Below are 13,070 nucleotides of genomic sequence, written 5' to 3' on the forward strand. Positions count from 1 at the left end.
CAAAATATTTTACATAATTCTTTTAAACATTTTTTCTATTTCGGTCTTAGAAATTTCAACCATTATTGGTCTTCCATGAGGACACGTAAAAGGATTCTCACAATTTTCTAATTGTTCCAATAAGCTTTTTATCTCAATATCATATATTTTATCGTTTGCTTTTATTGCAGATCTACATGCCATTGATGCAAATCTCTCACCTTTTAAATCATAATTACTTGTAATCTCATCTATATTATCAATTATTTGAAGTATAAACTTTTCAGTTTCTGGAATTCCAAATATAGTTGGAACACATCTTATCATTACATGATTGTTGCCAAAAACTTCTAATTCAAAACCAAATTTCATAAATAACTCTAAATTATTTTCAATTTGAAGCATGTCTACATTTGATACTTCAAGAATTACTGGGTCTAAAAGTATTTGCATATTGATATCTTGTCTATAGAACTTATCCATATATCTCTCATACAAAACTCTTTCATGTGCAGCATGTTGGTCTAGCAAATACATAGAATCATCTTTACTTAGGATTATATAAGTATTAAATACAACCCCAATTACAGAATATCCATATAAGGAAAATTTACGTTTTGAATTAGTTAAATACTCCTCTTCGCTGTCTTTAATACTTTTTTCTAAGTAATGACTGTCTTCATTTTTAGAACTATCAATTTGTTTAGGCCTATCAACTTGAAATTCTTCTTGTATATTGTCATTTACAACCTCTTCTCCTAAATAGCCCGTATTTTTTAATTCATTTTCTATATTTGCATTTAAAACTTCACTTACAGAAGGAAATTCATCTATTGGTTTTTCACTTGATAAACTTACAACTTCAATAAATTCATCTTTCTCTTTAGTTGTATTATTATTTTTTGAATTAGCTTCAACAAAATTATTATTTTTAAATTCATAATCTATACTTTTTTCTCTATTATTAATAGCAATTCGAGGCCGCGTTTTCTTATCATTATACGTAGCATACTTTCCAATAAGGTTAGAGTGTATTAATTTAACTTTTAAAAAATCTCTTAGTTCTATATACACTTCTTGTTCTTTTTCAAATTTAACTTCAAGCTTATTAGGATGTATATTTACATCAATACATGCTGGGTCTACTTCTATATTTAAGAAACAAACAGCATGCTTACCTATTGGAATTATAGATTTATAACTTTCAGTTATTGCATCTATAATTATTTTACTTTTTACAAACCTTTTATTTATATAGATATGTTGCAAATTTTTATTGGAACGATAGATGTTATTATTTCCTATATATCCATCAATTTTAAAGTGATTGCATTTAAATTCTATATTTATTAGGTTTTCTGTTATTTCTTTTCCATATATACTCCTAATAGTATTTATAAGCTTTCCATCACCTGGAGTATTTAACATTTGTTTATTATTATTTGTATATTTAAATTGGACATTAGGATTGCCTATTGCAAGCTTATTTATCAAATCACTTATGTTTATAGTTTCTGCATGAGTAGATTTTAAAAATTTCTGTCTTGCTGGTGTATTAAAGAAAATCTCTTTTATAATGATTGTTGTACCATTAGTAGAACCAATTGGCTCCTTTGAGACTATTTTTCCACCTTCTACAAATATTTTCGTTCCAACCATTTCATCCTTGGTTTTAGTAATCATTTCTAATTTTGATATAGCTGAAATAGATGCTAATGCTTCTCCTCTAAATCCAAGAGAGTACAAATCATATAAATCATCAATTTTTTTTATCTTACTAGTAGCATGTCTTAAAAAGGATTTCTCAACTTCACTTGAAGGTATTCCTATTCCATTATCTGTGATTTTAATTAAAGTTTTTCCTCCATCAATGATATCTATAGAAATCTTATTTGCACCTGCATCAATAGAATTTTCAATTAATTCTTTTAATGCAGAAGATGGTCTTTCTACTACTTCTCCAGCTGCTATTTTATTTATAGTCAAATCATCTAGGATGTTAATTATATTTTTCATTTTTACACCTCTAAGATTTTATTTCTTTTGCTTTTTTTTGAAGACTGTAAAGAGAATTTATAGCATCTAATGGAGTCATATTTAAAATATCTAAGTTTAAAATTTCTTCTGACAATACATCTCTCTTTACACTATCAAAAGATATTTGAGTTAGTGCAACTTCCTTTACAGAATCTTCTTTATTAATTTCTTCTTTACTATCCTTTTTCTTCATTGAACTAACTTCATCGTTTAATGTTTTAAACTTAGAATTTAGTTTATCATAATCCTTTTTCATGTGTTTATAGTCTTTTACTATAAGCTCATGTTCTATTTTTAGAGATTCGTATTTATTTTTAAAATTGCTCTGATTTACCTTAAGCAGTTCTTCATCTAAATCATTATTAATTACAGTAGTTTTTTCTTTATCTCCATTTATTGCTACACTGTTATAAACATGATTTTTTTCCAAATCCTTAAGTATATATTTTGCTCTATCTATAACTTCATCTGGCAATTTAGCTAGTTTAGCAACATATATTCCATAACTCTTATCTGCACCTTGAGGAATTATTTTTCTTAAAAATATTATTCCCTCTCCATCTTCTTTAACTGCTATTGAATAATTTTTAACCTCTTTAAATTCTTCTTCTAAATCAGTAAGTTCATGATAATGTGTTGCAAATAGTGTCTTACATCTAATATTCTTTTGAATATATTCTACTATTGACCATGCTAAACTTATACCATCATAAGTACTGGTTCCACGTCCTATTTCATCTAAAATAACTAAACTTCTTTCGGTAGCATTTTTTAATATAAGAGAGACCTCATTCATCTCTACCATAAAAGTAGACTGACCTTGAGATAAATCATCACTAGCCCCTACTCTTGTAAATATTCTATCTAATATTGGTACATTAGCATATTCTGCTGGAACAAAAGAACCTATATGTGCCATAAGTGCTATTATAGCAGTTTGTCTCATATATGTTGATTTACCAGACATATTAGGACCAGTTATTATGTTAATGATGTTTTCTCCACGATTTAAATATGTATCATTTGGAACGAAATTTTCTTCACCTACTATATTTTCAACAACTGGATGTCTACCATTTCTTATATCAAGTTTATTATTTTCGTTTATCTGTGGTTTTATATAGTTGTTCATGTGAGCAACGGTTGCCAAAGATACGAAAACGTCTATATTAGCTATAATCTTAGCTACTTTTTGTATTCTGTCTATATTTTTATATATAGTATCTCTTATACTTACAAATATCTCATATTCTAGAGATTTAATTTTCTCTTCAGCATGTAGTATCTTTTCTTCTATTTCTTTTAACTCTGGAGTTATATATCTCTCTGCATTACTAAGTGTCTGCTTTCTTATATATGTCTCATCTAGTTTTGCTTGTTTAAAGTTGGCCTTTGTTATTTCTATATAATATCCAAATACTTTATTAAATCCTATTTTTAATGATTTAACTCCTGTTTTTTCTCTTTCTCTATTTTCTATTTCTTTTACAAGAAAAGCACCATTTTTAGAAATATCTCTCAATTCTTTAAGTTCATCACTAAAATCAGATTTAATTATATTCCCATCTTTTATAGTTATTGTAGGTTCTTCCAAAATGGCTTCATCTATTAAACTGTATATATCATCCAACTTGTCCATTTTTGATACATACTCTTTTAATCTATTTGCATTTGATAAGTCTATTGTGTCTTTTAGATTTGGTAATTTTTCTACTGAATTTTTTAAGTGAACTAATTCTTTTGGTGTTACTCTTTCAAATGCTATTTTCCCACATATTCTTTCTATATCATATATATTTTTAAGTATATCGTTTAAGTCTTCTCTTAGTATAAAATCATCTTTTATTTCTTCTATTACATTTAATCTATTTTCAATTTTAGATTTATTTATCAGAGGCTCTTCTACATATTTTCTTAGAAGCCTTCCTCCCATTGCAGTAGATGTTTTATCTAAAACATGTAATAGTGAACCTTTCTTTTTGTTTCCTCTTATAGTCTGAGTAAGTTCTAAATTAGTTCTAGTAAACATATCTAAGACCATGTACTCTGATGAATTGTATATATTTATATTGTTAATATTGGATGTTATCTGCTTTTGAGTGTTATATATATAATTTAGAAGAATTGATAAACTCGATTTTATAAGACCCTTATCATCAAACTTTAATTTTTGTAGATAAGCATCTGGAAAATATTCTTTTAATATATTTATATCTAAATAGTTGTCACTAAAACTTTCATTTATGTATATGTTGCTTACAGTAGCTATATCTCTAAGTTTTTCTATAAAATTCAAATCATTTACAATTATTTCTGTAGGATGAATTTTTGCAATTTCTTCTATTACTTTATCTTCATTTAGATAAGTTGCATTAGTTTCTCCTGTACTTATATCTACATAAGTTAGACCTATATTGGCATCATCTTTGTATAAAGATAATAAATAATTATTTTTTTTATTTTCAAGTAGATTTCCATCTAGAACTGTTCCAGGAGTAATAACCCTTATGACCTCTCTCCTAACAATTCCTTTTGCAGTAGATGGGTCTTCCATTTGCTCACCTATTGCTACTTTATATCCATTTTCTACTAACTTCGATATATATGAATTGGCTGAGTGAAATGGCACTCCACACATAGGAGCACGTTCTTCTAAACCACAGGCTTTCCCTGTTAATGCTATTTCAAGAGCTTTTGAAGCTACTAATGCATCTTCAAAAAACATTTCATAAAAATCTCCCAATCTAAAAAACAGTATACAATCTTTATACCTATTTTTTACTTCAAGATACTGTTTCATCATAGGAGTTAATTTATTCATATCTATTTGCATTATTAAACCTCCTTCTTTTCTAATTAAATATTATATCATAGTAGATGATTATTATTAACATAATATATAAAATTTTGACGTATAACTAAAAAACAATCCAAAATGCTAATTGCACTTTGGATTGTTAGGTTTAATAATCACTAAGTAAAAACGTATAGAATTTTATAATAAAGATATTATCTCTTTTTTCAGTTTAATAACATTTTCAAGATTATCTTCATTTATATTTCTATTATCTATGATAAATTCTTTTTTTACTATTGATGGTTTTTTTGAGATAACATAGATTCTATTTGATAACATTATAGCTTCATCAATATCATGAGTTATAAGAAGTATCGTTGAATTTACTTTTTTCTTAACATCTAAAAGCCATTTTTGCATAGATGTTTTAGTTAATGAATCGAGTGCACCAAAAGGTTCATCTAAAAGCATTATGTCATTAGAATTTATAAAAGTCCTCAAAAAATTAGCTCTTTGTCTCATACCTCCGGAAAGTTCTGCTGGATATTTATACTCATATCCTTCCAAACCAAAAACCTCAAAATAGTGTTTTACCATAGACCTAGCTTTGCCCTTTTTTTCTTTTTTTAGTACCAGTGGAAGAGATACATTATCTATTATAGTTTTATATGGTAAAAGTAAATCTTTTTGATACATGTAACTATAATTACCATTTATGTTTACCATACCACTATTATAGTCTGTCAATTGAGTTATGATGTTAAAGATAGTACTTTTTCCACATCCGCTTGGCCCCAATATAGAAACAAATTCGCCTTCATAAACATCAATACTTATATCTTTTAAAACATCTACATCTTTATATGTCTTTGATACATTTTCTATAGATATTTTTGCTTTTTTATTGTGGTAAGAATTCATTTGTGTAAGCATCACTTGCCTTCATATCCTTATCTATTAATTTATATTCTTTTAAGAATGATGTATAGTTATTCCATACACTATCTTTCATTTCGCCCCATCTTGGTGCATCATCTTTATATTTACTTGCTAAGTATTCTTGACTCTTTATTGCTAATTTTTCATCTACTTCAGGAGCATGCTTTACTAAAATTTTTGCAGCATCTTCAGGGTTTTTTATTGCATATTCATAACCTTTTGTTGTAGCTTTTAAGAATTTCTTAGCAAGTTCTGGGTTGTCTTTAAGCACAGTATCATTAGAAATTATAAGTGGTGTATAATAGTCTAATCTTTCATCTAAGTCTTTTACTGGTATAAAGTTTAAATCATAATCAATTAAATTAGCTTTAACTACATCCCAACCTTCAAATATCCATGCAAAATCTACAGTTTTCATAGCTGCAAAGAAATCATCTTGACCAGTATTAACTATTTTTAATTTATTAAAGTCAGCTCCATTTTTATTCATAACTGCTTTGAAAACAGCTTCTTCTGATGGAGAACCCCAGCCTCCATAAGTTTTTCCTTCAAAATCTTTTGCTGTAGTTATATTTTTTTCTTTTGGAGATGCAAATCCAGAAGTATTGTGTTGTATAACAGTCGCCACAGCTTTTATTGGAAGTGGGTCTTCACTAGTTTTTGCATAAGTGACTTGCTCTTGATAACTTATACCAAAGTCAGCTTTTCCTGTTGCTACTAAAGTCTCAGCTCCACTTTCAGGTGGTTGTACTATTTCAACATCCAAGCCTTCTTCTTTATAGTAACCTTTATCAAGTGCCACAAATAATCCAGTATGATTCGTATTTGGTGTCCAATCAAGTACAAAAGTCACTTTTTTAGAAGAAGTATCTTTACTATTTTTTTTGTCTTTATCACTATTATTTCCAGAAGAACATCCAGTTATTGTTGCTAATATAAGAGCACTTACTAAACCTAATATTCCTAATTTTTTGAAATTCATAATATCCTCCCTCAAATACATTTAATCTTCTAATCTATGTTTTATAACAACTTTTTTTATAGCTTGTACAATTCCTACAAATATTAAACTAAATATAACTACTAATATAGTAGATGCAAATACTTTATCAAGTGCATATGCACTTTTTGACCTTAGCATATAAACACCAAGACCTTTAGTTCCACCTAACCACTCTGCAACAGTTGCTGCCATTACAGCATAAGTAGCCGATATTTTAAGTCCAGAAAAAAATTTATCCATTGACATAGGAAATTTAAGATGAATAAAAGTATTAATCTTATTTGAATTCATAGTCTTAAACAAATTTAAATAATCTTTATCAATATTCTCAATACCATCTACAAAACTTATTAATATAGGAAAAAAACAAGTAAGCGTTACCATCAATATTTTTGGCATTGTCCCAAAGCCAAACCAAATCATAAAAAGTGGAGCTATTATTATTGTAGGTATCATTTGAGTCACTAACATAATAGGATAAAGACATTTTTTTATTATCAATACAAAATCCATTAATATTCCAATTATTAAAGATATTATTATTGCAACTATAAATCCAAATATTGCTTCCCCTATAGTAACCATGGCATGCATGGATAAATTTTGATAATCTTTAAAAAATACATTAATTATATCTATTGGTGTAGGTAGTATATATTGAGGAACCTTTAAAACTTCTACCACAGATTGCCAAAAAATAAGTATAAACAAAAATGTTGCTATTGGATATATACTATTTTTGACTTTATCTATGATTTCTAAGTTTCTCATCTATAGTTAAACCCCCAGCTTTTTCATCTACTCTAGCTACTGTTATAACTCTTTCACATCCAAGATTAAAAGGGATTTTATGCACTTTTTTTAGGAGTTCAAAAACTTCATCAAAATCACCTTCAACAGTAGTACTCATTGCTCCTATTTCACATTTAAGACCGCTGTTTTCAATTTCTGCTATACAAGCATCTACTACTTTATACATTTCTTCTTCACCTTTGTAAGGTCTTAGTGGCATTACTGCTATGTCTGCAATTACCATTTAAATCACTCCTTTTAAAATAATTAATACCTACTAGGTATATTTTGTTTTTTATTAAAATATTTAATAGATAAAAACATAGTATATTTAAATAAAATAAAAGTCTTATCCAAAATAGGATAAGACTTATTTTTATCTTTACTGGTCTCCCTACACTGGCATTATCCAAACAGGTTCAAAGGGTCGAGATAAAATCTCCTCTCAGCATATTAGCTCCCCGAAATATATTATATCTTTTCTACTTGATTATACTACACTTATTATATTTTAACAAATTTTTTATTTATATTATATATTTTATCTGTATTAAAATTTACAAAACTATATAATAGTTTATGATTTATTATCTTTATCCTCACTAATTTTTTAAAATTTCAGTAACCCTCTTTTACTTACTATAACTTTATTCTGTCGATACTATTATTTTTGATATAATAGATTTTTATACACATATATTGATTATCTATACTCTTTTTAATATATTGACCACTTCTTGTTGATTAAGTTTGTGTTACTTCATCAATATAATTCAAATAAATTAATAATATAAATTTACAGTTCCTTTTACACAATAAGCTTTATTACATAATTTACTTGTATGTTTTATTTTTAAAGGACAAAATAACTTTTATATTTAATTTTTTTAGTTTATATATTGAAAAACAAAACGTTTTCCTGTAATATTATAATCGTAGAATAAAACTAAATAGGCAAAACTAGAGAAATTTAGTGACGCAAAGCTATAGGGACTAACACTTATAAAATAAGTTATGTCAGCCAGTTGCCAAAAAGATATTTTCTTTTTGTTTTTTATGAAAGTTTTTTAGGGGGATAAATAATATATGTTTATGAATAAAGTAGATAGATGTACACATATACTAACTGCCTATATATGCAGTTCATATGATTACTGTAATTTTATAGATACGCAGTTAAACGATTTTATACTAGAGTATGGTGAAAATGTTGTGGAATCTTGTTTACATCAAGTAATGGTATTGGTAAGTAAGTATAATTAAATGGATTTTATTTTCTAGAAAACCCTTTTTAGTTTTATCTACATTTTAAATGTATTGTTAATAGAAAATTGATTAAAAAGAAGATAGCAAATGAAAAAATTTGAATATAAATTTATACAGTTATACGTTCAAGATGGCATTAATAAAAAATTAGCAAGTAAAGGTAAAGCAGAAACACTAGAAGAACTTCTCAATCAATTATGTAGAGAAGTTTTGGAAATTAGTTCATATACATTTAATTGAAGGTTCAATCGTTTTTAAAAGATAAATTTGAACTAGTTTCTAAAAACTTATTTTTATTTAAAAATATCTAATAAAAACCCTTAGAATGTATTTATTTGGATTCTAAAGGCTTTTTTTCTAAGTATAATCCATAAACTAAATTTTAAGACTTATTGTTTTAATACAGATAAATTATATAAAAATGTATTTTTTATTTCTTGTACAGCTTGGATACTAATTTAAATAGTTTTAGATAGATTGTAGCCTAATTTAATACCACAATACAAATTCTTACTTTTAGATATACTCTACTATAGAAATTTTATTTATTTTTGTTTTTCTTACTATCTAACACTACTCCAATAAGTAACCCAAGGGATAAGCCAATAGATAAATTTTTAAATACTGAACCTAAAATAACACCAAAGCATAATCCTAATCCCAAATAACTTATACTTTCATTTTTCATATCTTTTACTCCTTCAAATTCCTATTTATCTATATTATATTAAAATAACCTGTATTAATCAAATCGTACACTAAAGTAGATGTTTTTGTATACACTCACAAGGAATACTAGCATCTAAAGACTTATTTAAAGATATCTAGTAAAAATGCCCTTAAAATCCATTTATTTGGATTTTAAGGGCATTACTTTCATTTAAAATACAATAAAAACTAAATTTAACTGCTGGTTGTTCTTTATACACTAACTGAATATCATATCCTTCACTATTTTTCTTTATTTCAAATTTATCATTCTTTTTAGGTAGTATCTCTAGTACACCATCTTGATACTTAGATTTATCTACTTTTAAGTCTATACCAAAGTCTTTTCCATTTAAACAAGCATATGAGGAAACTTTTTCATCTTTCATAAATACCATCTTAATTCTATTATCATTTTCTATATCTATAAGATTTTTCCATTTATAGCCAACTATATAGTACATCTTTTCAACACTAGTATCATTGCTAAATAAATAAGCTCTGTCCCATTTGAATTTACTTAATGATGACAAATTCACTTCGCTCTTTTTATCATTTAACTCATGTAAATTTATTATCAAATCACCAAAATTTTCTAAACTTTTATCTTCTTCTAGCTTAGTTAACTTTGAATATTTATCTTGTACTTTCCAAGTATTATCATCTTTTTCTAATTCAAATGTTATTTTTGATATACAAGAGTTATGGCTGCCTGGTTGTGTAACTATTACATTTTCACCTTTATTATTTGTATAATCATGTTGTTCAATTTCCTTATGAGTATGGCCCGCTACTATCGCATCAATTCCAGCAACTTCTTTAGCTAGTTCTTGTATTCTATTACCTGGATTTTTAGGCTTTTTAGGTTTTTCTCCACTATGTACTACGGCTAATAGTATATCTGGATTTTCTTTTTCTTTTATTTCCTTCACCCATTTTTTAGCATCTTCTATTATATCATTCATATATAAATCCTGGTATGTAACCATATTTTTTAAATCTCTGAACTTAGCCTTAATTTTATTTCCGTTTTCATCAAAATCCCATCCTTCTCCGACTTCCTTGATTGTAAGACCAAGTATACCAAGCTTAACTTCACCATCTTTTGTTTCAATTGTCTTTATTGTGTAAGGTTTAACATAACTTGAACTGTTACTATTATATGTATTTGCAGATAAAACTTCTATATTTTCACTATTAAATTCATTTATTATTTTATCTAAATTTTTTTTAGAACTAGAAACAAACTCATGATTACCAAGTACTACTGCATCATATTTAACTTCACTCATTTGTCTAACTATAGGTACTTCTTTTTTAATTACTTCATCTTTTTCGTAAGCATCTCGAGCCTCACTAAGATATTGATTCATTGCCCCTAAACCATCTGAATCATAAAAATCTCCTGCATCTACTAATGTTATATTAGAGTCTTTTTTTCTTTCTTCGTTTATTTTTTCAGCTATGTTATATGTAACTTCTCCATGTAAGTCTGTAGTTGCTAATATATTGATTTTAGTGGTTTTCTCCTCCTTAAGATTAGTACACCCTGTAAATATCATTGAAATTGAGATTAAACATAAACTTAATACTTTGCCTTTATTTTTAAAATTCATTTTATCCCCCCTATAAAACTAAATATACATAAAGTATAGCAGTTATTTATTTCAAATTTATTAAAAATATCTTACAATTAAAAGACTTATTAGTTCCCTAGAAACTTATTACTTTATCTTAGTATATTTTTGAAATTTATGAGGAATTAAATCATATGCTATTATAAAAAAATTAAGTATCAAAATAAGTATTAATAATCTAGATAAAAAACCTAAAGGTATTCCTTTATAATTTGTAAAAATTAGCGCAACAAATATACTTGAAAGATATATAACTAAATAGTATATAAAACGATAAATACTTCTTTTCACTCTATATATGGTATTACATTTTTTACATCTAAGTTTTCCTGTAAATATATTTTTAAATCTATCTATAATAGTAAAAGTATAACTGCACTCTAAACAATTTTTCATAATAAGTCTCCTTTTTATTCTATTGTACCAAAGATATTAGTGAATTTTATAATGAAAAGGTTATAATCCAACTAATCTCTAAAGACATATTTGAAATTTGTTTTGATACAATAAAAAAGCTCCAAAATAATTAAACTTATAGAAGCTTTTTAAATAAAATATTTATTTAATATACATTATCTAAGCGTGATTGAAACAATTTTTACATTTTCTGTAACAACTTCTTGAGTTAGTCTTTTCTTTATCCTTGCAATTTTTACTCTTTGACCTATTGCTTTGAAATCAAGTTCTTTCATCCTATGTACTTCTCCTTCATTATTAGTATTCTATAACATTATAACCTTTCAAAAAGTGTATTATAATAAATTATTAAATTAATTTATATATTAGTTGAAAACTTTTTAATCTACAGTTATAGTAAAAGATTTTTCTTTCCCTGTATTTACTGGCATTGGAGCCTCTAAAGAATGTTTAACTGGATTTGATGCAATTGAATCAAATTTAAAATATGTAATCAATGAGAATAAACATAAAATTATTGCCATTAAAATACCTGTTCTATTTTTTTCATTAAACATATTAGATACTCTTTTTTTTATATCTGATTTCTTATGTAATCTGGCTACAAATTTATTTGAAGAATTTAAATCTTTTTTCATTGCATTTATAACAGTCAAAGCATACTCTTTTTTATCTTCTATACTACGATTTTTTAAAACTCTTTCATCACAATAAAGTTCACAATCTAAATCTATAATCTTATCCATAATGTACATAAAAGGATTAAACCAATATACTATTTTTAAAAATAATACTAGATATTTAATACAAAGGTCTTTACTCTTAAAATGCATCAGCTCATGTCTAAATATCCATTCCAGTTCTTTTAGTGTATAATCATATGGTGGTAAAAGAATACATGAATTAAAAAATGAGGGTGTTTCAACTTCATAAGAATATTTAATTTGTATATTTTTGTTTATATTAAGTTCTTTTAATAAATTACTATAAAGATTGTTTATGTATTTGTCATCAACCTCATAAGACAAATCATCTATCAGATTTTTAAGTTCAATATATTTCCATAAAGTAGAAATCAAATAAAATATTGTAATAGTAGCCCAAACAGAAACTAAAATCATAGTACACAAAGTAGAAAGATTGTTAAAACCTTCTAGATTTACCTTATTAATATTCTCTTGATATTTAAATTCATTAAATGCAAAAGTATAATATGTAAATGGTAACAATAGCTTAATAATAACAATAAACCATATATAGTAGTTAAATCTTCTACTAAAAATTTTAAAAATAGTCATTCTAAAAACTAATAATAGAACCGTAAATAAACTACTTACTAAAACTGTCCTAAGAAAATCGTTTAGAATCGAAAGCATAAATTTTCACCACCCTTATTCTAGAGTGAATTGCGGAATATTTGAAAAACAAACAACACTCTAAAAATATGAACAGAACTATGGCTCTTTTAATACAAAGAACCATTTGTTGATTTAAT

11 protein-coding genes, 1 pseudogene and 2 riboswitches are annotated in these 13,070 nt (G+C 26.1%); of the genes and pseudogenes, 1 reads left to right on the forward strand and 11 read right to left on the reverse strand.

All coding sequences use genetic code 11. From position 1 onward, the window contains the following. Positions 1-9 precede the first annotated feature (9 nt). The 6 genes from mutL to KGF41_RS03330 all read right to left on the reverse strand — a co-directional run bounded on the left by mutL (position 10) and on the right by KGF41_RS03330 (position 7,791). The gene (gene mutL / locus KGF41_RS03305; protein ID WP_227841637.1) at positions 10-1,995 is read right to left on the reverse strand and encodes a DNA mismatch repair endonuclease MutL; all 1,986 of its coding nucleotides are present in this window, start codon (positions 1,993-1,995) and stop codon (positions 10-12) included. A 10-nt stretch (positions 1,996-2,005) separates the two neighbouring features. Then, on the reverse strand, positions 2,006-4,849 hold the full coding sequence (gene mutS, locus KGF41_RS03310; RefSeq protein WP_227841636.1) for a DNA mismatch repair protein MutS: 2,844 nt from the start codon (positions 4,847-4,849) through the stop codon (positions 2,006-2,008). A gap of 162 nt (positions 4,850-5,011) precedes the next feature. Further along, the gene (locus KGF41_RS03315; protein ID WP_227828005.1) at positions 5,012-5,746 is read right to left on the reverse strand and encodes an ABC transporter ATP-binding protein; all 735 of its coding nucleotides are present in this window, start codon (positions 5,744-5,746) and stop codon (positions 5,012-5,014) included. Continuing rightward, the gene (locus KGF41_RS03320; protein WP_227828004.1) at positions 5,715-6,734 is read right to left on the reverse strand and encodes an ABC transporter substrate-binding protein; all 1,020 of its coding nucleotides are present in this window, start codon (positions 6,732-6,734) and stop codon (positions 5,715-5,717) included. The genes KGF41_RS03315 and KGF41_RS03320 overlap by 32 nt, the downstream gene beginning before the upstream one ends. A gap of 21 nt (positions 6,735-6,755) precedes the next feature. Further along, on the reverse strand, positions 6,756-7,526 hold the full coding sequence (locus tag KGF41_RS03325; protein WP_227828003.1) for an ABC transporter permease: 771 nt from the start codon (positions 7,524-7,526) through the stop codon (positions 6,756-6,758). Beyond that, positions 7,501-7,791: an MTH1187 family thiamine-binding protein gene (locus KGF41_RS03330; protein ID WP_227828002.1), complete on the reverse strand. Its 291-nt coding sequence runs from the start codon at positions 7,789-7,791 to the stop codon at positions 7,501-7,503. Before KGF41_RS03330 ends, KGF41_RS03325 begins: the two co-directional genes overlap by 26 nt. A 130-nt stretch (positions 7,792-7,921) precedes the next feature. Next, positions 7,922-8,021: riboswitch (TPP riboswitch) on the reverse strand. Positions 8,022-8,490: 469 nt separating this feature from the next. After that, positions 8,491-8,580: riboswitch (cyclic di-GMP riboswitch) on the forward strand. Between the two features lie 53 nt (positions 8,581-8,633). On the opposite strand from KGF41_RS03330, the gene KGF41_RS03335 reads away from it, so the two are divergent. Further along, complete coding sequence (locus KGF41_RS03335; protein ID WP_227828001.1) at positions 8,634-8,810, forward strand: hypothetical protein; 177 nt, start codon at positions 8,634-8,636, stop codon at positions 8,808-8,810. 544 nt (positions 8,811-9,354) lie between these two features. Here the strand turns inward: KGF41_RS03335 and KGF41_RS03340 are convergent. The 5 genes and pseudogenes from KGF41_RS03340 to KGF41_RS03360 form a co-directional block, all read right to left on the reverse strand. Beyond that, entirely contained in the window at positions 9,355-9,501 is a 147-nt protein-coding gene (locus tag KGF41_RS03340) for a hypothetical protein (protein ID WP_227828000.1), read from the reverse strand. A gap of 151 nt (positions 9,502-9,652) precedes the next feature. Beyond that, the gene (locus KGF41_RS03345) at positions 9,653-11,137 is read right to left on the reverse strand and encodes a metallophosphoesterase (protein ID WP_227856358.1); all 1,485 of its coding nucleotides are present in this window, start codon (positions 11,135-11,137) and stop codon (positions 9,653-9,655) included. 108 nt (positions 11,138-11,245) lie between these two features. Beyond that, positions 11,246-11,554 carry a hypothetical protein gene (locus KGF41_RS03350; protein WP_227856359.1) on the reverse strand — a complete coding sequence of 103 codons (309 nt, stop codon included), beginning with the start codon at positions 11,552-11,554 and terminating at the stop codon, positions 11,246-11,248. A gap of 197 nt (positions 11,555-11,751) precedes the next feature. Continuing rightward, positions 11,752-11,850: pseudogene (locus tag KGF41_RS03355) on the reverse strand (XRE family transcriptional regulator); the annotation flags it as partial. A gap of 105 nt (positions 11,851-11,955) precedes the next feature. Beyond that, complete coding sequence (locus KGF41_RS03360; protein WP_227856360.1) at positions 11,956-12,951, reverse strand: M56 family metallopeptidase; 996 nt, start codon at positions 12,949-12,951, stop codon at positions 11,956-11,958. Between the last annotated feature and the right edge of the window lie 119 nt (positions 12,952-13,070).

The organism is Clostridioides sp. ZZV14-6150, assembly GCF_020657875.1.
GTDB lineage: Bacteria > Bacillota > Clostridia > Peptostreptococcales > Peptostreptococcaceae > Clostridioides.

Coding starts and splice junctions, on each gene's coding strand:
- mutL (WP_227841637.1), bottom strand. CDS start 1,995: ATGAAAAATATAATTAACATCCTAGATGATTTGACTATAAATAAAATA.
- mutS (WP_227841636.1), bottom strand. CDS start 4,849: ATGCAAATAGATATGAATAAATTAACTCCTATGATGAAACAGTATCTT.
- KGF41_RS03315 (WP_227828005.1), bottom strand. CDS start 5,746: ATGCTTACACAAATGAATTCTTACCACAATAAAAAAGCAAAAATATCT.
- KGF41_RS03320 (WP_227828004.1), bottom strand. CDS start 6,734: ATGAATTTCAAAAAATTAGGAATATTAGGTTTAGTAAGTGCTCTTATA.
- KGF41_RS03325 (WP_227828003.1), bottom strand. CDS start 7,526: ATGAGAAACTTAGAAATCATAGATAAAGTCAAAAATAGTATATATCCA.
- KGF41_RS03330 (WP_227828002.1), bottom strand. CDS start 7,791: ATGGTAATTGCAGACATAGCAGTAATGCCACTAAGACCTTACAAAGGT.
- KGF41_RS03335 (WP_227828001.1), top strand. CDS start 8,634: ATGTTTATGAATAAAGTAGATAGATGTACACATATACTAACTGCCTAT.
- KGF41_RS03340 (WP_227828000.1), bottom strand. CDS start 9,501: ATGAAAAATGAAAGTATAAGTTATTTGGGATTAGGATTATGCTTTGGT.
- KGF41_RS03345 (WP_227856358.1), bottom strand. CDS start 11,137: ATGAATTTTAAAAATAAAGGCAAAGTATTAAGTTTATGTTTAATCTCA.
- KGF41_RS03350 (WP_227856359.1), bottom strand. CDS start 11,554: ATGAAAAATTGTTTAGAGTGCAGTTATACTTTTACTATTATAGATAGA.
- KGF41_RS03360 (WP_227856360.1), bottom strand. CDS start 12,951: ATGCTTTCGATTCTAAACGATTTTCTTAGGACAGTTTTAGTAAGTAGT.